This is a genomic window from Coriobacteriia bacterium, assembly GCA_034370385.1.
In the GTDB taxonomy this organism is placed as follows: domain Bacteria; phylum Actinomycetota; class Coriobacteriia; order Anaerosomatales; family PHET01; genus JAXMKZ01.
The window spans coordinates 212,782-233,926 of record JAXMKZ010000051.1; the positions used below are offsets into that span (position 1 = coordinate 212,782).

A 21,145-nucleotide genomic window follows, 5' to 3' on the forward strand; every position below is an offset into this window, starting at 1 on the left:
GCACCGCAGGCTACCGTCGAAAGCATCAGCGCGCCGCTCACGCGCCCCCGACCCGGGTGCCCGCCTGCCCCGCGAGCGCCACGCTCAGATTCTCGGCGCTGCAGATCACCGTGGTTCCGCCGCGCTCGGCAAACCAGCCGGCCGCCTGGAGCTTCGGACCGATACTGCCTTCGGGAGATCGTGCCGAAAGCGCTACGGCCTCGTGTGCGTCCAGCTGCTCGATGCGACGAGCGTGACGAGTACCGAACTCCGTGTAGACGGCGTCTTGTTCCATGACGATCGCAAGCATCCGTGCGCCCAGGGCGTGGGCGAGCAGAGCGGCCGTGCGGTCCTTGTCGATCACGGCGTCGATACCGGTGAGCGCTCCGCTTTCGTCTTCGAAGACCGGGACACCGCCTCCGCCCGCGGCGATGGGCAGGATGCCCGCTTGAAGCAGGGTCGAGATGGCGAGGGTCTCGACGACGCGTTGGGGGCACGGCGAGGCGACGAGGCGCCGCCAACCGCGCCCCGGCTCTTTGGCAAGCATCCAGCCATGGCGATCGCGCAGCTGCTCGGCCGCCTCATCATCGTAGTAGGTTCCTATCGGCTTGGTGGGATGCGCGAACGCTGGATCAGCGCGGTCGACCACCACCTGGGTCACCACGGTGGCCACCGTGGTGGTGACGCCGCGCGCGCGCAGCTCGTTGCCGAGTACCTGCTGAAGCATGAGCCCGATTCCACCCTCGGAGTCCGCTCCGGAGATGTAGAGCGGCGTGGGCGGCACGAGGGCGCCCGCAAGCTCGCCTCGCAGCACTATCGCGCCGATTACCGGCCCGTTGCCGTGTGTAACCACCGTGCGCCAGCCATCGGTGGCGAGGTCTGCCACCGCGCTCATCGCCTGGGCGGCGCGCTCGTACTGCGCCGCGACGGTGCCGTCGTCGCCGAACCTGGCCAGTGCGTTGCCGCCGAGGGCGATCACGAGGGTGGTGTCACTGCGTGCGCTCATGAGGGCGAGTACCATTCCGCGAGACGGCGGGCATCCTCGAGCTCGATGTTTCGCACGACATGGTTGGCCCCTGAGGATCCCGAGACGGAGGCGACACTGAGTGTCGCGAGCCCGGCCCGAGCCTGAAACGGCGTTTGGCGCCACGTGAGGGACTGGATGCGAGAACGCGACAGTCTGACGGTGTAGCGGCCGAGCATTCCGCGCTCGATACACAGGGCGCTCTCGTCGGCCCCGAAGGCCGCACCCCGCCAGGCAGCTGCCCGAAACACCGCGGTGACGGTGGCCACCGCGAGGCACGCGATGGCGACGATGCCCGGCACGGCCGCGGTGAGCGCGTCATCATCTGCGAGCGGCGCCACGAGCTGCAACCCTACGCCGACCACGAGCAGGGTGATGCCCGCAGACAGAATCGTCGGCCAGGTCACGTAGAAGCGCAATGCGCGACGCGGAACCGGTCGTGTGGTGGGAAACTGCTCGGCCTCAGGCAACAGCTCGTGCATGAGGGGGCGGACCTCCTTTGCGCGTGCCAGGGGAAGGATCGCCGCCGCGGTGGTTGATTTCTGCTGTTCGCCGCGCCCGAATCCGGCGGTATCGGCGTACACGGACGTGAAGCCGATGAGCCGTCTCAACGGCGGTTGCTCGATGCGAACCGCTTGTATGCGCCTGACCGGCAGACTGGTCATCCGTCGCTCGGTGAGCCCGGCCTCGGTCTCAAGCCGGTCTCGCACGCGGCGCGCGACGAACCCGAAGTCCCGCGCCACGACCACCGCGATGGAGACGGTGACCACAACAGCCACCGCCAGCAGCGAAACCGCCACAAGGACCGGGACGGCGAGTGAAGCCAGCAGTCCGGCAGTTCGATCGAAGGCTGAGCCGAAGACCTCGCCGATCTGCGCGGTGAAGGCGATGCCGGCGAAGGTCGTGGCCAGCACCGCGTTGGAGGTGACTCCGGCTATAACCAGGCGAGACAGGGGCAGCCGGTACTCGAACACGGGCGCCGAATCCACGACCTCGACACCCCCTAGGACGCCGCGCAGATCGCTCATCCTGCCCACCGGGTCGGGACCTACGATCGTCTCGCCGGTGCGTGAGTCTGCGACTTCGTCGCGTTCGAGCAGGAGGTTGGCGCGCAGCCGCTCGGCGTCGGACAGGGGGATCGAGCCGATTCGGGCCTCCGGTTCGCCCTCGCCGCCTCCTGCGGTCTGAACGATCACGTCGGCGAGCCCGAGCACGCGCGCAACAAGCCCAGCACGGATATCGATGCCCTGCACGCGCGCCAGCGGAATCGCGCGGTGCTTCTTGATGAGCCACCCCTCGGTGATCACCAGGTCGGTGCCCTGCACGCCGTAGCGAAAGAACGCCCAGTTCAGCCACGCGAAGGCGCTGGTGATCAACGCGCCGAGCACGACCATTGCGGCAAGGCCGATGGTGGCCAGAGTGTCTCGACCGCCCGCTGACCCTATAAAGGACAGGGCGACGAAGGCCACGACGGCTTGCCCCACGGTCGACGCGGTTCGCACCGCCACCGTCAGGGGATGGGTTCGTCTCAGTTCAGAGTCCGCCATCGTCGGTCACCCTCGCCAGGACCGCGATCCGGTCACGCAACTGTGCGGCGTGCTCGTCGGCCAGCGCCGGGATGGTGTGCCGCCCGGCTGCCGTCGAGATGTGAACGTCCGACAAGCCCAAAGCCCCCATGATGGGGCCCTGCGAGGTATCCACGTGCTGAACCCGAACCATCGGTATCACGGTCTGCGACACCACGATAAGCCCCTCCTGAAGGCGGATCTCCTCTTCGAGAACCTCCCAGCGCCATCGGCGGTAGCGGAGCTCGGGGGCGATGGTTTGGGACAGGAGCAGCACGATAAGCACACACAGCAGAACGATGAGCGGCCACGACAGAGGCACGCCCATCGTCGGACCCAGGCCAAGGAAGAGCAGGGCGCCGAGGATCGGCAGCGCCATCGAGACCAACGTTTGCAGCCGCCAGGCCGTCTTCACCTTGGGGTCGAGCGGGTTTCGCGGGGTGCCCGCGTCGCTAGACGCCGTTGTCGGCGTGCTCACGAGTCCAGCCCATGGCGGTCCACGAACTCGTCGACGATGTCGTCAAGGGAGGGGGTGCCGGCGTCTTCGATGCGATAGGTCACCCGCACGACGGGCTTGTCGATATCGATGAGGCGTGCCAAGTCGATGGGGGTACCGATAGCCACGACGTCGCAGGGGGTGGCGGCGATGGTCGCTTGGAGGTCGGCAAGCTGCGCGTCCGAGTAGCCCATAGCAGGAAGCACGCGCGTCATGTGCGGGTACGCGGCATAGGTGTCGGCAAGCGAGCCGACCGCGTACGGCGCGGCGTTGACGAGTTCGGCCGCCCCGGCTTGTTCGGCGGCGAGCGCCGCCGCGCCGTAGCCCATACCGCCGTGTGTGACGGTCGGACCGTCCTCGACGGCCAGAACGCGCTTGCCGGAGAGCGCCGACGGGTCCGCGGCTACGATCTCGCTCGCGGCCAGCACCACGCGGGCCGATGGGTTGTACCGCTGTGCGGTCTCGGTGAGGGCGGCTACCGAAGCCGGGTCGGCGGTGTTCACCTTGCTGATCACGATGACGTCTGCGCGCAAGAAGTTCACTTCGCCGGGAAAGTACGCGCGCTCGTGGCCGGGGCGGTGGGGGTCGACGGCCACGATCTCAAGGTCGCTGCGATAGAACGGCCAGTCGTTGTTGCCCCCGTCCCAGACGATGACGTCGGACTCCTCTTCGGCTGCACGCAGGATGGCCTCATAGTCGACGCCGGCCATGACGACCGCGCCCACCTCGACGAGGTGCTCGTACTCTTCGCGCTCCTCGATGGTGACGCCGAGTCGGTCGAGGTCGGCGATACTGGCGTAGCGCTCGACTGCCATGGTCGTCAGATCCCGGTACGGCATCGGGTGCCGGATGTCGACCGCCCGCAGGCCACGCTCGCGCAGCCGCTCGAAGATGCGGCGCGATATTCCGGACTTGCCCACGCCGGTTCGCACCGCGCACACACTGATGACCGGCTTGGAGCACGGCACCATGCTCGCGCGGGGGCCGATGATGCGAAAGTCCGCGCCGCAGGCCAAGACGAGTGATGCCTTGTGCATGAGGGTCTCGTGCGCGATATCAGAGTAGGCGAAGCAGACCTCGTGGGCGTTCAGTTCATCGATGAGCGCGGCAAGCTCGGACTCCGGGTGGATCGGGATTCCGTCAGGGTAGCGAGGGCCGGCCAGAGCAGCGGGGAACGTGCGGTCATCGATCCCGGGAATCTGAGTGGCCGTGAAGGCGACGACCTCCACGCTCATGTCCTCCTTCATCGCTACCAGGAAATCGTGGAAGTCCCGGCCGGCTGCGCCCATGACTATCACGCGGCGCGGCAGAGGAGCGGGAAGAGTTGCAGGCGCCATGCGGTTCCTCTCGACGAGTGCCCTTCCGGGGCACGTGTGCATAGATTTTACGCCTAGTTGCATGCTACGGGCTCGGGCCGGGGCTCTGCTCCTCCGAGGGATTGAGCCAACCCCTTCGTGTACAGTATTCGCGCACTCAATACTGACGTGCGTCTCGAGAGGATTCCCATGCCGCCGTGCGTCGTCACTTGGTGCGTTGAACACGGCGCGAGCATGAGCACAGGTGCGAAGCGATTGTCGAGTGCTGCATCGCGCGTGCTGGGCGGGTCGTGGACGTGGGGTTCATGGTGAGCCGGCCGGTTCCTACGTGGGTCGAGAGGCTCACCCCGCGCGCGGGCGTCCGGGTTCAGCTCTTCGCGGCGGCGCTCATGTGGGCGATCGGTGCGAGCATTCTGTTGGTGCGCGGCGTGATATACGTCCACGACCGTTCGTGGCATGCGTGGGTTCTGGGAGCAGTACTCGCAATCGTCATCGCGGTGCCCAAGACCCGCTTCGTGCTCGACAAGGTGGCGGTGAAGGCCGTTGCGCGGATATATGCGCGCGACCACGCCTGCTTCTTCGGGTTCTTCTCATGGAAGGCGTGGCTGTTCGTCGGTGCGATGATGGGGGGCGGCATCATCATCAGGAACACGTTCGTGCAACCCGACCTCATCGGAGCAGGAATCCTCGGCGCCATCTACATGGGAATCGGAGCCGCTCTAGCGGTGGCGGACAGGGTGTTCTGGAAAGCGGCATTCGCAGCCATGCGAGCGCCCGTTCCCTAGACGGGGGAGTGCCATGAAGATCGTCGGAGTGAACGGATCTGCACGTCGAGGTGGCAACACGGCCGCTTTGATCGAGGCGGTCTTCGCCCCGCTTCGCAGCGCGGGGCACGAATGCGAGCTTATCGAGCTGGCCGGCAAGGATGTCCGCGGGTGCACGGCATGCGGGGTGTGTCGCGAGAAGGCAGACCGGCAGTGTCACGGTCGTCGAGACGACGCCAACGCCGTCATCAGCGCGCTGTTCGACGCGGATGCGATCGTACTGGGCAGCCCGACGTACTTCGCGGATGTGACGGCTGAGATGAAGGCGCTTATCGACCGGGCAGGCTACGTCTCCCGTGGCAATGGGAACGTCTTGGCGCGCAGGCCGGGCGCTGCGGTGGTAGCGGTCCGCCGGGGCGGGGCCATTCACGCGTTTGACACCATCAACCACTTCTTCCTCATCGGCGAGATGATCGTCGTGGGATCGGACTACTGGAACATGGGCGTCGGTGGGCCGAAGGGCGCCGTCGAAAGCGACGAAGAAGGTATGGCGACGATGGCCCGACTCGGCGAGAATCTAGGGTGGGTACTCGAGAGGCTCAGCTAGGGGGGTTTGAGAGTGCTGCACGCTGACCGCGATCTAGCCGCTCGGATCGAGGCTCTCGCTGCGGCGGAGATGCGGCGTTTCGTCGCAGCCGCTAACTCCCTGGATTCGGCGTGCGGAGCAGTGGCGCTCGAGCTGGCCGGGGGTGTCGCCGCTTACGTCGGGGCAGGTTCCCCCGTCAACCAGGCGTTCGGGCTGGGGTTTGCCGGGCCCGTCTCGTTGCACGACGTGATCGCAGTTGAGCGCTTCTTCGTCTCGCGTGCGGCCCAACCTTACGTCGGGCTCAGCCCCCTCGCGCATCCCACCGCGGCTGCCTGCTTCTCAGAGCGTGGATGGGTCATCGATGGATTCGAGAACGTCCTCGTGCGCACGGTGACGGCCGAGGATGCTCAGGCGCGACCGCCCGCGAGCATAGAGATCCGCGAAGTCGATGATGCCGAAGGCCGAGACACCTGGGCCTACGCCGCTGCAACGGGCTTCTCCTACCCCCTGCCCCCGCTCGCCGCCCAGCTCGAACTCGGTCGCATCGTCGCAGCTCGACGTGGCACGCGTCTGCTTCTCGCCCTCGTCGATGGCGAGGTGGCCGGGACCGGCGAGCTCTACGTCGAAGACGGCGTGGCATGGCTCTCAGGCGACGCGACCATGCCTGCCTACCGGCGACGGGGCGTGCAGCAGGCACTGCAGTCGGCGCGGCTTGCCCTGGGGGCCGAGGCGGGCTGCGACCTTGCGGTGACCGAATCAGCCCCGGGATCACCCTCGCAACGCAATATGGAGCGGATCGGCTTCCGCGTCGCCTACACGCGCGTGAATCTCGTAGCGCCGCACGAGAATGGCCAAGCGGAGACACACGATGAAGATGGGGGAGTGGCATGAGCCCAGGCACGGTGGGAACGATCGGATTCGTGGGCACCGGGGTGATGGGTGCGGCCATGGCCGGGCACCTGCTGGACGCCGGCTACGCGCTTCGCGTGCACAACAGGACCCGTGCGAAGACGGATTCGCTGGTTCAACGCGGGGCGACGTGGTGCCAGACCGCGGGCGAAGCGGCATCAGGTGCCGATGCGATCATCACCATGGTCGGATTCCCCTCCGATGTGGAGGCGGCGTATCTCGCCGCCGGCGGCATCATCGAGTGCGCCGGACCCGATGCCCTGCTCGTCGACATGACCACTTCATCACCCGCGCTTGCGGTTCGGATCGCGGGTCAGGCCGCCGAGCGCGGTCTGATGGTGCTTGACGCACCCGTCTCCGGTGGGGACATCGGGGCGAAGAGCGCGACGCTGACCATCATGGCGGGCGGTGAGAGCGCGGCGTTCGAGCGAGCACGTCCGCTCTTCGCAGCGCTCGGACGTACGATCACACTCCACGGAGGCCCGGGTGCGGGTCAGCACTGCAAGATGGCGAACCAGATCGCGATCGCCGCCTCGATGTTCGGACTGGCGGAGTGCCTCACCTACGCCAAGGCGGTCGGACTCGAGCCGGCCCGTGTCATCGAGACGCTTTCCGGCGGAAGCGCGCAGTCTTGGACGCTACAGAACTACGGTCCGCGCGTGCTGAGCGGGGACTTCACCCCCGGCTTCTTCGTGAAGCACTTCGTGAAGGACCTGCGCATCGCGCTGGACGAAGCGCAGAGCGCAGGCCTCACGCTTCCGGGACTCGAGCTGGCGGAGCGGCTCTACTCGACGCTGCTTGAGAGTGGGGGCAGCGAACTCGGGACGCAGGCGCTCTGCCTGCTGTACGCGGATGCCGAGGAGCGCGAACTCCTCGGCATCGATGCATCTGTCGCTGGTCTCTGACCTACGGCGCGACACCCAGCAGTTCGCACAGCCGGTCCGGGCGAAAGTCGACGCAGACCCCGTCCTCGCACACGATGGTCGGCGTGTGGAGCCTTCCACCGTTGAGCGATTCGGCTAACGCGCGCGCCTCCGCGTCACGGTCGACATCGATCTCGACGTACGGAATGCTGCGTGTCTCAAGCCAGTCCTTGGCGCGGTGGCAGTCTGAACACCATGTCCGGCAGTACAAGGTCACGGTAGGTGCGGGCATCGTCTCTCCTTCGTGATCAGCGGGTCTTAGTCGCGGCGACGCCACGGCATGAGATCGCCGATCGCCTCCATGTCTAGGGGGCCCAAGGCGGCCAGTCGGCGAACGCCGATGACGACGGCGATCGCGATCAGGCCGAAGCCCCCGAGTAGCGCAGCGCCGATGATGAGCGCGGCCCGGGTGCCGAACATCACGCGGGTGTTGTCCGACAGTTCCGTTCGCCCCGCCAGCACTATCCCCACGAAGCCGCCGTTCACCTCGGCTTGGCTTGCCACAACGGCTCCGCTACCAGACGTCGTCACATGAACGACTCGCCCCGCAACGACCGGAGCGAGAGACTGGTGCATCTCGACCGTGCCCCCTGCGACGAGCGCGCTTGCGTAGGACTGGGTAATGGACGCATCGCCCTTTGCCCAGGTGAGAGGGGTCACCGAGAAACGTGAGACGAAGCCGTCCTCGACGGTGGCCATCCCGATGGCCGACCCCATCGCCTCCAGGGTTCCGGTCTTTGCTGCGCCGATGGCGCAACCGCTGGCCGAGAGGGTGCTCGCGTCAGCGTGTTTCATCGCTGAACGGGAGACGACGGTGTAGGTTGGAGATTCGGATTCGGTGGGTGACTCGAAGCCTGTCACCGCATCGTTGTTCGCGTTTTCGACGGTCATGGGGTCTCCTCAGTCGTGGCTGCTTTCTCTTTGTTCGTACCCCGTCTGCGACTCGGGTACGATGTCAATGGTGGCAAAGTCGCACGAGGCGGCCTCCACCTCTATTCGGGGGGACTCACTCACCATGGCAGACGAAGCGCACTCGCTCGCTGTATTCATAGATTTCGAGAATCTCGCGCTGGGCCTCGAGCCTCGGGGAGCCCGCGCGCGTACCGCGCGACGCAAGGCCGAGATGCTCGACATGAAGCGGATCCTTGAACGCCTCGTGGAGAAGGGGAAGATCGTCGCAAAGCGTGCGTACTCGGACTGGAGCCGGTTCAACGAGTACGTGACGCCCCTCCATGAGCTGGGCATCGAGCTGACGGAGATCCCGGAGCGGGGGATGACCGGCAAGAACTCGGCCGATATCCGGCTCGTGGTCGATGCGATGGAACTCAGCTACGCCAAGGAGCACATCGACACGTTCGTGATCGTTTCGGGCGACTCGGACTTCACGCCACTCGTGAACAAGCTCAAGGAGAACGGCAAGACGGTCATCGGCGTCGGGCTCAAGGACTCGACGAGCGACCTGCTCGCCTCCAACTGCGACGAGTTCATCTACTACGAGGACATCGGGGCCGCCGCGGGCGCGCCCGCCATCGGCGAGGCACTGCCGCGCAAGAAGCGTCCGGCGTTCAAGCTCCTATTCGAGACGGTGGAGGCGCTCCAGCGCGAGAACGTCGAGGTCATGCACTCCTCGCTCGTCAAAGACACGATCAAGCGCAAGCAGCCGTCGTTCGCGGAGTCTTCCTACGGATACAAGTCGTTCACTCAGTTCCTCGAGGACGCCCAGACGCTTGGCTTCATCACGTTGCGACGCGACCCGAAGTCTGGCACCTACGTGGTGGAGGGCTTCGCTCACTAGGTGGCCGCGTGACGACCGTCACGGACATTCGCGCTTCCGCTCTTGGGGCGCCGGAGTATGACGCCGAATGCTATACTGAGTCTTGCCGTATTCATCGCAGCCGAGTCGTAGCAGGTGCCCATGTCACACCACGGCACATCACGCGCAGTCGCGCTCATCCTTGTCGCCCTGTTCGCCGCCCTTGTCATGCCCGTGGGCGCGCATGCCATCACGCGCGCCGAGGTCCTGGCACGTGGCGAGCGCTGGATATCGACCAAGACGCCCTACAGCCAGTCCCGCTACGCCCGGCTGGACGGACGCCTGATCGCGACGAGCACGACGAACCCCGCGCGCTACGGATATCGCACCGACTGCTCAGGCTTCGTATCGATGACTCTGGGCCTGACCGACCGATCGGGCCGGCCGCTCTCGCTTTCGACGGCCGCACTCGATGACGTCATGCGCCCCATCACCAAGCGCGAGCTGCTTCCCGGCGACATCATCTTGCGCCCGAAGGATCTCAAGATCGGCGGCAAGCCGGTGGCGTACGGCCACGCGGTGGTGTTTGCCGGATGGGTCGATGAGAAGCAGACGCGCTACGTCGCCTACCACCAGTCGTCCAGCGGTCGCGGAGCGGTTCGCGCCCAGGTGGACTGGGGTGTGTCCGGCTTCTGGAAGGAGCGGGGCTTCGCTCCGTACCGCTGCATGCTCGTGAACGAGCGGGTCAAGATCAGCGGGTCGTCGGGTAAGTGAGCGAGAAGCAGTCCTTCTACGCACCGTGCGCGCGCGGTCTGGAGCCCCTGCTTGACGATGAGCTGCGCCGGCTCCGGATCCGAGGAGTGAGGCCGCAGCGTTCGGGCGTTTTGTTCACCGGGCGCTTGCCGGACGTCTACCGAGCGCTCCTGTGGTCGAGATTCGCCTCGCGCATCCTGTTGTCGCTCGGGGATGCGGATGCGACGAGCGCCGACGGGCTCTACGAGGCCGCGCACGACATCCCCTGGGAGGACCACATCCGCCCCTCGGGTACGATCGCCGTCGATGCGGTCGGCATGAATGCGGCGCTGCGCAACACGCAGTTCACCGCGGTGCGGGTCAAGGACGCCATCGCCGATCGTCTGCGTGAGCGATTCGGCGAGCGACCCAGCGTCGACACGTCCGCGCCCGATGTTCGCGTCAACGTGGTGGTGGGGGAGTCCCGAGCTCGGCTGTCGATCGACCTGTCGGGCGACGCCTTGCACCGGCGCGGCTACCGCGAGCAGGGCGTGCAGGTTGCGGCTCCCATGAAGGAGACACTCGCGGCAGCAGTGCTCGGGTTTGGAGGGTGGCCGCAGACGGCCGCTGCGGGCGGTGCGTTCCTCGACCCGCTGTGCGGATCGGGCACCTTGGCTATCGAGGCCGCGTGGATGGCGGGTGACGTCGCGCCGGGCATTCTGCGGGCGCGGTGGGGTTTTGAGCGTTGGCTCGGTCACGACGCCGCTGCGTGGGATGCGCTGGTGGGCGAGGCTGACGAGCGGTGCGAAGCCGGGCTTGAGAAGCTCGTCCCGATAGCCGCCTCGGACTCCGACCCGGCGGCGATCGAGATCGCCCGCGCGTGCGTTCGTCGAGCGGGGCTGGACAAACATGTCGTCCTCTCGGTGTCGGCCGTTGCTGACGCCGCGGTCCCAGCCGGTGCCGCCACGGGACTGGTCGCCTGCAATCCCCCCTATGGCGAGCGGTTGTCTGATCGGCGTGATCTGCCCTCGCTCTACCGCGATCTCTCCGTGCTCATGCGCGAGCGCTGCGACGGCTACGGGCTCGCCATCATCACGAGCGACGAGTCGCTCGAGCGTGGACTGGGCGTGCGGGCAGCACGGACCCACGAACTGTTCAACGGCCGAATCCCCGCCAAGGCGTACGTGTTCGACTCGGCGAACGGGTGGGCCGCGCCATCAGCGTCAGCCGGCGGAGCGGACCCCTCGGTAGAGGCCTTCGCGAATCGGCTGCGCAAGATGGCGAAGCACTTCGGCACATGGGCTCGGCGCACGGGTGTTTCGTGCTATCGCGTCTACGATGCCGATCTTCCCGACTTCAACGTGGCCATCGACGTGTACGGCGCTGCTGGGGACGAAGGCCGCACCTGGATCCACCTGGCAGAGTACGCGCCGCCGGCCGACATCGACCCGCGGCGGGCAGCGGAGCGGCTCGACCTGGCGGCCGAGGTCTCAGCCGAGGTGTTTGGAGTGCCTCGCGATGCGGTGTTCGTGAAGCGGCGCGAGAAACAGCGCGGGAGCGCTCAGTACGAGCGGGTCTCGCAATCCAGCGTCACCGGCATCATCGCTGAGGGCGGGCTGCACTTCGAGATCAACCTTTCTGACTACCTCGACACGGGACTGTTTCTCGATCATCGCGAGACGCGTGCTTGGGTGCGCGAGCTTGCCGGCGGCAAGAGGTTCTTGAACCTGTTCGCCTACACGGGCAGCGTGAGTGCGTACGCCGCGGCAGGCGGCGCGGCGTCCACCACCACGGTGGACCTGTCGCAGACCTATCTGGACTGGGCCCGGCGCAATCTCGAGCGCAATGGCTTCAGCGGCAATGAACACCGGTTGGTTCGGGCCGACGTGCTCACGTGGATCGGGGCGGCGCGCGAACGTGGCGAACGGTTCGATCTCATCTTCTGCGACCCCCCGACGTTCTCCAACTCCAAGCGCATGGATGACACGTGGGACGTGCAGCGCGACCACGCTGAGCTGCTGTCTGCGGTCGCGGAGCTTCTCGCGGAGGACGGCACCATCATCTTCTCGTGTAACCGGCGCAAGTTCGTCTTGGACGAGGAGGCGCTCGCTTCGGCCGGGCTGGCGGTTCGCGACGTCACGCGCCGCACGACCCCGAAGGACTTCGACCGCACGCCCCCGGCGCACCACTGCTGGACGATTCGGCGCGCCTGAGAGTTGGCGTCGGAATCGGTCTGTTGCAAACGGTTGCAAACCGTGGTACTCTGGCGTGGAGATTTCAGGTGCGATGAAGGAGCAAGGGTGGGGCGTACGGCCGTGACGATCGGGTTCTCTGTACCGCCTGAGACAGCGAGGCTCGTGGATCGCATGGCGGCCAACGAGGGCCGCAGTCGCAGCGAACTCTTTCGCGACATGGTGCGCGTCTATCGAGAGCAGCGTGAGCTCGAGGTGTTCGAAGATATCGCCGCCCACGGGCACGAACAGGCGGAGAACCGCGGAATCCGGACCGAAGCGGACGTGGAGAGAGTGATTTCGGAGTCCCGGAGTGACCGGTAGGTCGGTGGTCCTTGACACCAACGTCTACGTCTCGGCGTACGCGTTCGGTGGAGTGCCTGCCGAGATCATGCGAGCGGCGATCACGCATGAGATCGAGATCGCCACGTCGCCGGCGATTCTCGCCGAACTCGCCCGCGTGCTCGTCGACAAGCTGGGCTTCAGTCAGTCCCGAGTGGAGGACGTGGTGCGGCAGATCGCGCGGGTCGCCACGGTCGTCAAGCCGCGCGTTTCCCTTGACGTCATTGCTGACGATCCCGATAACCGCGTGCTTGAGTGCGCGCTAGAGTCGGAGGCGAGCTTCATCGTTTCGGGAGACCGGCACCTGCTTGAGCTGGGCGAGTTCGAGGGCGTCCTGATCATCTCGTGCGCCGAGGCTGCCGAACGGTGGTGCGGCTCAAGCTAGGTCGCAGCGCCTGGGGCCGGGATCCATGCGCGACCTCGCGGCCTCGACGGCGTGCAGAGACGTCCTGGCACTGCTTGACCCGTGAAGTATAATTACGCCCGCTGTGCCCGTCTTGCGGTGCGCGCAGGCGTGAAGCCGCGTTTCACCGTTCGGGTTCGCCCGCCCCGCCGTTAGAGATGTTGGAGGATTCGCCGCGTGGAGACGACGCAGATCTGGGAGATGCCCGTCGAGAGCAAGCTCGGCAACGCGCCGGTCAAGCTGGACGACACGACCCTGCGTGACGGCGAGCAGACCGCCGGCGTGGTCTTCTCGAATGCGGAGAAGGTCGCCATCGCCACGATGCTCGACGAGATCGGCATCGACCAGATCGAGGCCGGCATCCCGGTCATGGGTGGCGATGAGCGCGACGTCATCGAAGAGATCGCACACCTCGGCCTCAAGGCCAGCGTCTTGGGCTGGAACCGCGCGAACGTCGCCGACATCAAGACCTCCATCGACTGCGGAGTTGACGCCGTCGCTATCTCGCTTGCCACGAGTGACATCCACATCGAGACGAAGCTCATGAAGGACCGCGCGTGGGTCCTCGACTCCATTCGCGAGGCGGTCGCGTTCGCCAAGAGCCACGACGTGTACGTATCGGTGAACGCCGAGGATGCCTCGCGCACGAGTTTCGAGTTCTTGCTCGAGTATGCGGCTGCGGCGAAGGCCGAGGGTGCCGACCGTCTGCGCTTCTGCGACACCATCGGCATCATGGAGCCCTTCCGCACGTACAAGGTCATCAAGGAGCTCATCGAGCACACAGGGCTCGAGATAGAGATGCATACCCACAACGACTTCGGCATGGCGGTAGCCAACGCTATCGCCGGCATTCACGGCGGAGCGACGTGGGTCAACGTCACCGTTGGCGGCTTGGGCGAGCGGGCCGGCAACGCGGCGTTCGAAGAGGTCGTCATGGCGCTCAAGTACCTCGAGGGCTTCGAGCTCGAAGCCGATACGAAGCGCTTCACCGAACTGGTCGACTTCGTCATGACGGCAGCCGGCCGTACGGTTCCCGTGTGGAAGCCGGTCGTGGGCAGCAATATGTTCGCGCACGAGAGTGGTATCCACGCTGACGGCGTCATCAAGAACCCCAAGACCTACGAGGTGTTCAGTCCCGACGAGGTCGGCGGCGAGCGTCAGATCGTCGTCGGCAAGCACTCCGGCAGCCGCACGCTGGAGATGAAGTTCGGCGAGTACGGTATTCCGCTGTCGCGGGAGCACGCCACCGCGCTGCTGCCGCACGTCCGCACCAAGGCCATCGAGCTCAAGCGCCCGCTCTTCGACAAAGAGCTTGTAGAGTTGTTCCGCGAGTTCATCGTCACCGAGCATGGAGTCGATACCGGCGCTTAAGTCCGCACACCGCACGACCGAGGAGAGTGATTCCCCTGCCAGGCAAGACCATCGCAGAGAAGATCTTCAGCAACCATTCGGACACCGATGCGCACGCTGGCGACATCGTCGTGGCCGACGTCGACTTCGTCATGGGCCAAGATGGCACGACGCCGCTAGCCATTCGCGCGCTGGCCAACATGGGGGTGACCGAGGTCTTCGACCCGGCAAAGGTCGCGGTCGTCATGGACCACAGCTCGCCGAGCCCCATCGAAGGGGTCAGCGCGCTCCACACGATGATGCGTGAGTTCGGCAAGCAGACAGGAGCCACCGTCTACGACGTGGGCGAGGGCGTCTGCCATCAGCTCATCCCCGAGAAGGGTCACGTGGTCCCGGGCGATCTCATGGTCGGCTGTGACTCACACACCTGCACCTACGGTGCCCTGGGCGTCTTCTCGACCGGCGTCGGTTCGACTGACGGCGCTGCCGCGATGGCGTCGGGCAAGCTGTGGTTCAAGGTGCCCGACACCATGAAGGTCACCTACACGGGGACGATGCAGCCGGGCGTCTTCAGCAAGGACCTGATTCTTCACCTCGCCGGACAGATCGGTGTGGACGGCGCGACCTATGAGGCCATCGAGTTCCACGGCCCGGTGATCGATGCGCTGTCGGTCGAGGCGCGCATGACGATCAGCAATATGGCCATCGAGGTGGGCGCGAAGGCGGGCCTCATGAAGGCCGACGCCAAGACGCTCGCGTGGTTTGACGGGCGTGGCGAGAAGACGCCGAATCCTCAGGATCCCGACGCCGACGCGGTGTATGCGAAGGAGATCACCTTCGACGCGAGCACCATCGGACCGCAGATCTCCAAGCCGCACGCCGTCGACAACGTCTCGCCCATCGAAGAGGTTGAGGGAACGCCGATAGCCGAGGGCGTCTTGGGCACCTGCACGAACGGCCGCCTGGAAGATTTCGCTATCGCCGCGAGTATCCTGAAGGGTCGGCGCGTGCACCCCGACGTCCGCTTTATCGTCGCCCCCGCATCCCGGCAGATCCTGCTTGATGCCATCGAGGCAGGCTACATCCAGACGTTGGTTGAAGCGGGCGCGGCGCTCGTGACCCCCGGCTGCGGCCCGTGCGTGGGCACCCACAACGGCGTGCCATCCGACGGCGAGAACGTCATCTCCACGGCGAACCGCAACTTCAAGGGTCGCATGGGCAACAGTAACTCGTTCATCTATCTGGGCAGTCCGGCGACGGTGGCCGCATCGGTCATCGAGGCCAAGATCACCGATCCGCGTAAGTACTTCGCGGGGTAGTGCACGGTACCGAGACGACGACCGGCGTCACGTGAGTGGCGCGAGGATGAGGACCAAGGAGTCACGAAGCATGGAACTCAAGGCGAAGGCCTTCAAGTACGGCGATGATATCAACACCGACTACATCATCAGCGGCAAGTACAAGTTCAAGTCCGCTGATATGGAAGCCATGGCGCACCACGCCATGGAGGAGCTTGACCCGGACTACTACGCGAAAGTGAAGCCCGAAGGCGGCTTCCTCGTGGCCGGCAAGAACTTCGGCATGGGCTCGAGCCGCGAGCAGGCTCCGCTGGTGCTGATCCACAGCAACACGAAGGCGGTTCTGGCCAAGGGGTTCGCGCGCATCTTCTACCGCAACGCGATCAACACCGGTCTGCCCGTGGTCGAGTGCGACACCGATCTCATCGACGAGGGTGACGAACTCGTCGTCGACCTCGAGACCGGAGTGGTCCAGAACCTCACCATGGGCACCGAGATCCCGTTCCCGCCGCTGCCCCCGGTCATGGCGCAGCTGCTGGCCGATGGCGGACTGGTGGAGCACTTCAAGAAGCACGGCGGCTTCAACCTCTAGCATGCGTTCGGGCAACAGGTTCAGACGGGCTGCCCTCGGGCTGCCCGTTTGCTTTCCCCGGGCTCCTTCAGGGCGGGAAGTTTCGCGAGAGCGGGGTATATACGCATCGCAACCGGGGAGTCGGCAAGCCGGAACAATGGGGCCCGGTCAGGGCGCTCCGGTGACCTGGGGGATCGGCCATGACTCACTCACCGCGCGGGCACGCCCGCATCGCGCTCGCTTTCGCATGCCTTGTTGTAGCGCTGAGCATTCCGTCTAGGGCCGCCGGCGCCACCGTCAGCGAGGTCCGAGTAACGCCTGCGGTGTTCTCGCCGGCAATCGCGCCCAAGAAGGCCACGCTGTCCTTCCGGCTCTCGGCGAACACGCGGGTGATTGTCAGGGTCTACAACTCCTCGGGCTCGGGCAAGCGGCTCTATCTCGGGACTCTTGGCGCCGGGGCACGACGGTTCGTGTGGGACGGGCGAAGGACCGATGGCAGACTCGTCACCGATGGGGTGTATCGGTTCACGGTTGCGCGGGCGACGTCCAGCGGCAGCCCTATCTCGCCCTACCTCGCTACAGCCGATGTCACCGTGGACACGAAGAAGCCGATCGTCAACGTGGTTTCCGTGGCGCCCAGGACGATATCGCCGGCTATCGAAGAGTCGCTGACCATCGAGTTCCGGCCCTACGATGGCGTGGGTAGTGGCCGCACGGTGTCAGCCACCCTGCAGGTCCTGAACGAGGCGGGCTCGGTCGTCGCTGTGGTTCCCGTCGGCACGGTGCCGGCAGCGGGACGCGCGTACGCGCGCTGGGATGGAACCCGCACCGGCGGTGGCGATGTTCCGGTCGGGAAGTACTCGCTGCGCGTGAGGTGCGTCGACCGCGCCGGCAACGTCGGTGTTTCGCCGACGGAGAGCGTGTGGGTCAACGAGCTGGGCAGGATACACCGCTACTCGGAACTGGGGACCACTGGCTACTGGGGCATCGTGCGGATGGATGTGTCGCCGGACGGGCACACGCACATGGTCTTCAATGACGGCAAGACAGACCAGGTCATCTACCGCCAGCTGGACCGGTACGGCAACACGATGGTCGGTCCGCACATCCTGGCCAAGGCTCCCGACCGCATGGACGATTCCGCCATACCGGATGTCGCTACCTCGCCGGACGGCGGAGCCTACGTGGTCTGGCGGGGCTACCGCTACGACTCGAAGGGGCGCAAACTCAGCGGCCGGGCATTCTGGCTCGCGCGCATCGAGCGCTCGGGGCGGATTGCTTGGGTGAAGAACATCGCCGACATGACGGGGAGTGTCTACCCGTCATCTCCCAGCGAGAATATCCGCGCCGACGTCGGGCCGGATGGGATCGTGCACCTCGTGTGTGCGAAGGTGAGCAGGCCGTCAGGCATCTTCTACGCAAGCTATCGCCCTGACGGCAACGCGATGATGCCGTGGACTGAGGTCGCATCGTCAAGCCGCTCGGGCGACAACGTGTATCCGAACGTGCAGGTCGACTCGCAGAACCGCGTACACATCGTGTGGCAGAGCTCCATGGGGCAGACCTCGGTGACGTCGAAGGAGCTGTACTACTCGCGGCTCGTGTTTTCGACGGTCGGTGACCGTCAGAATCCTGCTGACGGGACGATCTCCCAGCGCCGCCTCACGAGCGGATGGGGAACGAAGGGGTCCGTGAATTGGGCGCCCGAGCTGGCTTCGGGCAGTGACGGCTCGCTCCACATCGCGTGGATCTATCGCGACTCGGGAGCCAACAGGCGCGTCATGTACACGAAGCTCGGCGCAGACGGCACCAAGGTCGGCGCAGACAAGACGGTGGCCATCACGAGCGGTGTCGGCGCGACCGTTGCCGGCGCGCAGCGGCCCTGCGTCGTGTCCACGGCTGGCTGCGCTCAAGTCGTGTTCAGCGCGACTCCGAAGGGCACGAGCGGCGGTCGTATCGGCGTCGTTCGTGTGCCGGTGTCGGCAATCGGCGTGGTAGGAACCCCGGTGCTCCTGACCAACGCCGGGTCCACGCTCGCCTCACGCGACCTGCTCGGCGGCGTCGGGACTGGCCCCGACGGGAGACTGCGGGTCACCTACGACGCCCACCAACGCTATGCAAGCGGCACGGTCTACTACTCGCCGGCCTACGTCGATCAGGCTCTTGACGAGAAGGCGAACGACCCGTCTCGCCCCGACGTCCAGATCGACCTGGGGCACTTCGGGACCGACTCGTCGAGGAGGCCACCCCGCTGGGGTTCGGCGGTCGATGTCGAGGTGCTCGTGCGCAACACCGGCTGGGTGAGGTCGCCCGGAGGTCAGCTCGTGCTCGAGAACCGGGGCGTCGAGATCGACCGCGAGAGCTTCGGCGCGCTCGACGTCGAACAGGCTCGCCCCGTCTCGCTGCGCTGGACGGTTCCCGAGACGACGTCGTCCGTCGAAGTCCTCACGGTGCGCGTCATTCCTTCTGACGCCGCGACGCAGACGACGACCGACAACGACGTCGTCAGTGGTGCGGTGTTCATCGAGCTGCCGCCCACCGACGCAGGCATCGTCACGTCGCTCTACGACGAGACTTTGGACGAGGCGCATGATGACTGGTGGCCCGTCTACGAGGGCTCGGGGACGCTTTCCGGTACGACCACGACGGGCACGCCGGTCTCGATCACCGACGGCACCGCCTCTTCGAACAAGTACTTCCCGCGTGTACCGCTTGGCACCTACTCCGTGAGCGTGTCGGCTCCTGGCCACGTGAACTCGCCGCCGCATCCTCAGACCGTCACCGTGGCTCGGGATGCGGCCGACCCGTACCGGATCGTCGTGACGCCCGCGCAGGCCTTCAAGATGTACCTGAACCGATGGGGAGGCATCGTCGGAGATGTCCGTAGCACCGATGGTTCCCCCGTTGTGAACGCTCGGTTGGCCCTGGATCCGTCGGCGCGCACCACGACGACGGTCGGCGCCGGCGCGGACTACACGCTGCGCAGGGTGCCTTCCGGCGAGTACCGGATCCGCGTGCGGGCCCAGAACCACAAGCGGATGATCCTCGACCACACAGTGACCGCCGGCGTGACCCAGACGGTGCCCATTCGCATGGAGCGCACCACGAAGGGTTACCTCGAGGGCGCAGTGACCGACGACGACACGGGTCTGAACGTGTCGGACACCAAGCTCGTGTTGAAGAGGGGGAGCAGCGTCGTGCAGAACGTCACGAGTCCGGATGGTGTGTTCGCCTTCGAGCTCGAGGCGGGCACTTACGCCGCAACGCTGTCGTCGCCCGGGTACGTCACCAAGAGCACCTCGATCGTCGTTGTCGCAGGCCTCGAGTCGGCCATGCCTGACCTGAAGCTCAACGTCTCTGAGTTCAAGCCGTACGGGATGGGCCGGGTCTTCGGCAACTACACGACGTGGAAACAGCAGGCCACCTGGAACCCGGACAAGCCCAGCAAGCCTGACGAGCTCGACTGGGTCCTCGAAACGCCGAAATATGCCGACGATCCGACCTACAAGTCGATTGAGGAGATGGAATTCGAGTCGTTCTTCGTCGACGTGTGGTGGGGCAGGTTCAAGTACCGCCTGAATATGCAGTACCAGGATGTCGGCCTGAACCGCTACGTCAGGACGGTGTCACTCGCCTACATCCCCGAGCGCTTCTTCTACGACCGCGTGTCGACATCGGCGGCCGAGGAGGACCCGTTCGCCGAGTTCGCGACGGTCGAGGGGTTCCAAAGCCCGACCGGCTACACGTTCAGCCCGTTCTGGACGAACCTCAAGCTCGAGGGGGTCCGCATCGAGGACGATGTCACCAACGAGTACGTCGTCAACAAGCGCATGTACGAGGTGATGGCCCAGCAGCAGGTCATGAACGGCTCCTACGTGTACGTGTTCCTGCCGTCGGACCTCGCGTACAGCAAGCCGGTGAAGTGGACGAACCAGGTCGTGCGCATCTACGGTGAAGTAGGAACCATCGATCCTGGGGGAGCGTTCAACTCCTCGCCGTTCCACGACATCCAGTTGAACATGCCCGGGCTTCACACGGCTACCGGCTACTACCGTATCCAGTTCGTCTGGGACGTGGGTGCCAACACGATCCGCGTCGAGCCGTGCGAGTTCGGCTACCCGACCGGGGTGTACTAGGTTTGCGAGCCCGCCCGGGCGACGTGGGCTTGCTCGTACGTGGTACAATCGCACGTCCGAACGTGCGTCGTGACCAGCGGCGCACGTGCTCGTGCGCGTTCAATACGACGTGTCTGGAGTGACGATGGCAACGCAACCCCTCTTCACCGCTGACGACGACCGCGACGCCGTCGCCGCGCGAGCGATCGCCGAGCCCAAGGTGCTGGCGGCGGCTGTCGACGCCCTGTCGGGCGACAGCCGTCGCACCCGCCAGTTCGCGGCCGATGTCGTACACGAGGTCTCGCTGCTGGACCCGACCAAGCTCAAGGGATACGCGGTCGAGCTGGCCGATGCGCTTCACCGACCCGAGTCTCAGACGCGCTGGGAGGTTCTCGGCACGTTCGAGGAGCTGGTCGGTGTCGATGCTCGACTCGTGGACAAGGCCCTTCCCGGCGCAGAGACCGCCCTGCACGACGAGGACTCCGGTGTCGTGCGGTTGGCCGCCTTCAGGTTGCTCGCGACGTATGGCGCGACCACGGCGCATCGGTCGGACCGCGTGTGGCCGCTCATCGCCGAGGCCGTGCGCTGCTACCACGGGGATGATGAGTTCCCCGCCATGCTCTCGAGCCTCTATCGCCTCGTGAGCGGGAACGCATCTGACGCGGTCAAGTTGGCTGCAGCTGACCTCATGGCGTTTGACGCCGAGAGCGGCAAAGGGCTGCTCAAGCGCCGCGCCTCCAAGATCGTCGCCTGCGCACCGAAGACCCGCCGACGCAAGAAGTAGTGAC

20 protein-coding genes are annotated in these 21,145 nt (G+C 65.9%); 14 read left to right on the forward strand and 6 right to left on the reverse strand.

Annotated features, from left to right (window positions below; genetic code table 11):
- Positions 1 to 37: 37 nt before the first annotated feature.
- The 4 genes from U1E26_11070 to U1E26_11085 are packed head-to-tail and all read right to left on the reverse strand — an operon-like array spanning position 38 to position 4,401.
- Positions 38 to 985 carry a carbamate kinase gene (locus U1E26_11070; protein MDZ4170174.1) on the reverse strand — a complete coding sequence of 316 codons (948 nt, stop codon included), beginning with the start codon at positions 983 to 985 and terminating at the stop codon, positions 38 to 40.
- Positions 982 to 2,550: a PH domain-containing protein gene (locus tag U1E26_11075; protein ID MDZ4170175.1), complete on the reverse strand. Its 1,569-nt coding sequence runs from the start codon at positions 2,548 to 2,550 to the stop codon at positions 982 to 984. Before U1E26_11075 ends, U1E26_11070 begins: the two co-directional genes overlap by 4 nt.
- On the reverse strand, positions 2,537 to 3,046 hold the full coding sequence (locus U1E26_11080; protein MDZ4170176.1) for a PH domain-containing protein: 510 nt from the start codon (positions 3,044 to 3,046) through the stop codon (positions 2,537 to 2,539). The genes U1E26_11075 and U1E26_11080 overlap by 14 nt, the downstream gene beginning before the upstream one ends.
- Positions 3,043 to 4,401 (reverse strand): GTPase, encoded by a 1,359-nt coding sequence (locus U1E26_11085; protein ID MDZ4170177.1) that lies wholly within the window; start codon positions 4,399 to 4,401, stop codon positions 3,043 to 3,045. Before U1E26_11085 ends, U1E26_11080 begins: the two co-directional genes overlap by 4 nt.
- A 287-nt stretch (positions 4,402 to 4,688) precedes the next feature.
- Between U1E26_11085 and U1E26_11090 the strand changes: the two genes are divergently transcribed.
- From U1E26_11090 to U1E26_11105, 4 genes are read left to right on the forward strand one after another with little or no spacing between them, the layout of a single operon-like run.
- On the forward strand, positions 4,689 to 5,165 hold the full coding sequence (locus U1E26_11090; GenBank protein MDZ4170178.1) for a hypothetical protein: 477 nt from the start codon (positions 4,689 to 4,691) through the stop codon (positions 5,163 to 5,165).
- A 13-nt stretch (positions 5,166 to 5,178) separates the two neighbouring features.
- On the forward strand, positions 5,179 to 5,751 hold the full coding sequence (locus U1E26_11095) for a flavodoxin family protein (protein MDZ4170179.1): 573 nt from the start codon (positions 5,179 to 5,181) through the stop codon (positions 5,749 to 5,751).
- 12 nt (positions 5,752 to 5,763) lie between these two features.
- Positions 5,764 to 6,621, forward strand: a complete 858-nt coding sequence (locus tag U1E26_11100) for a GNAT family N-acetyltransferase (protein MDZ4170180.1) — start codon at positions 5,764 to 5,766, stop codon at positions 6,619 to 6,621.
- On the forward strand, positions 6,618 to 7,544 hold the full coding sequence (locus U1E26_11105) for an NAD(P)-dependent oxidoreductase (protein MDZ4170181.1): 927 nt from the start codon (positions 6,618 to 6,620) through the stop codon (positions 7,542 to 7,544). The genes U1E26_11100 and U1E26_11105 overlap by 4 nt, the downstream gene beginning before the upstream one ends.
- 1 nt (position 7,545) lies before the next feature.
- Here U1E26_11105 and U1E26_11110 read toward each other — a convergent pair whose 3' ends face one another.
- Both U1E26_11110 and U1E26_11115 read right to left on the reverse strand, forming a co-directional pair.
- On the reverse strand, positions 7,546 to 7,794 hold the full coding sequence (locus tag U1E26_11110) for a glutaredoxin family protein (GenBank protein MDZ4170182.1): 249 nt from the start codon (positions 7,792 to 7,794) through the stop codon (positions 7,546 to 7,548).
- A gap of 26 nt (positions 7,795 to 7,820) precedes the next feature.
- Positions 7,821 to 8,453 (reverse strand): hypothetical protein, encoded by a 633-nt coding sequence (locus U1E26_11115; protein ID MDZ4170183.1) that lies wholly within the window; start codon positions 8,451 to 8,453, stop codon positions 7,821 to 7,823.
- A gap of 124 nt (positions 8,454 to 8,577) precedes the next feature.
- Between U1E26_11115 and U1E26_11120 the strand changes: the two genes are divergently transcribed.
- The 10 genes from U1E26_11120 to U1E26_11165 all read left to right on the forward strand — a co-directional run bounded on the left by U1E26_11120 (position 8,578) and on the right by U1E26_11165 (position 21,141).
- Positions 8,578 to 9,357, forward strand: a complete 780-nt coding sequence (locus U1E26_11120; protein ID MDZ4170184.1) for an NYN domain-containing protein — start codon at positions 8,578 to 8,580, stop codon at positions 9,355 to 9,357.
- Positions 9,358 to 9,477: 120 nt separating this feature from the next.
- Complete coding sequence (locus U1E26_11125; GenBank protein ID MDZ4170185.1) at positions 9,478 to 10,089, forward strand: hypothetical protein; 612 nt, start codon at positions 9,478 to 9,480, stop codon at positions 10,087 to 10,089.
- Complete coding sequence (gene rlmKL, locus U1E26_11130) at positions 10,086 to 12,260, forward strand: bifunctional 23S rRNA (guanine(2069)-N(7))-methyltransferase RlmK/23S rRNA (guanine(2445)-N(2))-methyltransferase RlmL (GenBank protein MDZ4170186.1); 2,175 nt, start codon at positions 10,086 to 10,088, stop codon at positions 12,258 to 12,260. Before U1E26_11125 ends, rlmKL begins: the two co-directional genes overlap by 4 nt.
- Positions 12,261 to 12,347: 87 nt before the next feature.
- Positions 12,348 to 12,602, forward strand: coding sequence for a ribbon-helix-helix domain-containing protein (locus U1E26_11135; GenBank protein MDZ4170187.1), 255 nt, complete (start codon positions 12,348 to 12,350; stop codon positions 12,600 to 12,602).
- On the forward strand, positions 12,592 to 13,005 hold the full coding sequence (locus U1E26_11140) for a putative toxin-antitoxin system toxin component, PIN family (GenBank protein ID MDZ4170188.1): 414 nt from the start codon (positions 12,592 to 12,594) through the stop codon (positions 13,003 to 13,005). The genes U1E26_11135 and U1E26_11140 overlap by 11 nt, the downstream gene beginning before the upstream one ends.
- Positions 13,006 to 13,224: 219 nt before the next feature.
- The gene (gene nifV, locus U1E26_11145; protein MDZ4170189.1) at positions 13,225 to 14,394 is read left to right on the forward strand and encodes a homocitrate synthase; all 1,170 of its coding nucleotides are present in this window, start codon (positions 13,225 to 13,227) and stop codon (positions 14,392 to 14,394) included.
- A gap of 26 nt (positions 14,395 to 14,420) precedes the next feature.
- Complete coding sequence (locus U1E26_11150; protein MDZ4170190.1) at positions 14,421 to 15,692, forward strand: 3-isopropylmalate dehydratase large subunit; 1,272 nt, start codon at positions 14,421 to 14,423, stop codon at positions 15,690 to 15,692.
- 70 nt (positions 15,693 to 15,762) lie between these two features.
- Positions 15,763 to 16,263 (forward strand): 3-isopropylmalate dehydratase small subunit, encoded by a 501-nt coding sequence (locus U1E26_11155; GenBank protein MDZ4170191.1) that lies wholly within the window; start codon positions 15,763 to 15,765, stop codon positions 16,261 to 16,263.
- A gap of 179 nt (positions 16,264 to 16,442) precedes the next feature.
- Entirely contained in the window at positions 16,443 to 20,378 is a 3,936-nt protein-coding gene (locus U1E26_11160) for a FlgD immunoglobulin-like domain containing protein (GenBank protein ID MDZ4170192.1), read from the forward strand.
- 124 nt (positions 20,379 to 20,502) lie between these two features.
- Positions 20,503 to 21,141, forward strand: a complete 639-nt coding sequence (locus tag U1E26_11165) for a hypothetical protein (GenBank protein ID MDZ4170193.1) — start codon at positions 20,503 to 20,505, stop codon at positions 21,139 to 21,141.
- Positions 21,142 to 21,145: the final 4 nt, after the last annotated feature.

Bases quoted from the DNA above. Each gene is read 5' to 3' on its own strand.
- nifV (MDZ4170189.1), top strand. From the start codon at position 13,225: ATGCCCGTCGAGAGCAAGCTCGGCAACGCGCCGGTCAAGCTGGACGAC.
- U1E26_11070 (MDZ4170174.1), bottom strand. From the start codon at position 985: ATGAGCGCACGCAGTGACACCACCCTCGTGATCGCCCTCGGCGGCAAC.
- U1E26_11120 (MDZ4170184.1), top strand. From the start codon at position 8,578: ATGGCAGACGAAGCGCACTCGCTCGCTGTATTCATAGATTTCGAGAAT.
- U1E26_11115 (MDZ4170183.1), bottom strand. From the start codon at position 8,453: ATGACCGTCGAAAACGCGAACAACGATGCGGTGACAGGCTTCGAGTCA.
- U1E26_11155 (MDZ4170191.1), top strand. From the start codon at position 15,763: ATGGAACTCAAGGCGAAGGCCTTCAAGTACGGCGATGATATCAACACC.
- U1E26_11105 (MDZ4170181.1), top strand. From the start codon at position 6,618: ATGAGCCCAGGCACGGTGGGAACGATCGGATTCGTGGGCACCGGGGTG.
- U1E26_11160 (MDZ4170192.1), top strand. From the start codon at position 16,443: ATGACTCACTCACCGCGCGGGCACGCCCGCATCGCGCTCGCTTTCGCA.
- U1E26_11125 (MDZ4170185.1), top strand. From the start codon at position 9,478: ATGTCACACCACGGCACATCACGCGCAGTCGCGCTCATCCTTGTCGCC.
- U1E26_11085 (MDZ4170177.1), bottom strand. From the start codon at position 4,401: ATGGCGCCTGCAACTCTTCCCGCTCCTCTGCCGCGCCGCGTGATAGTC.
- U1E26_11095 (MDZ4170179.1), top strand. From the start codon at position 5,179: ATGAAGATCGTCGGAGTGAACGGATCTGCACGTCGAGGTGGCAACACG.
- U1E26_11075 (MDZ4170175.1), bottom strand. From the start codon at position 2,550: ATGGCGGACTCTGAACTGAGACGAACCCATCCCCTGACGGTGGCGGTG.
- U1E26_11110 (MDZ4170182.1), bottom strand. From the start codon at position 7,794: ATGCCCGCACCTACCGTGACCTTGTACTGCCGGACATGGTGTTCAGAC.
- U1E26_11165 (MDZ4170193.1), top strand. From the start codon at position 20,503: ATGGCAACGCAACCCCTCTTCACCGCTGACGACGACCGCGACGCCGTC.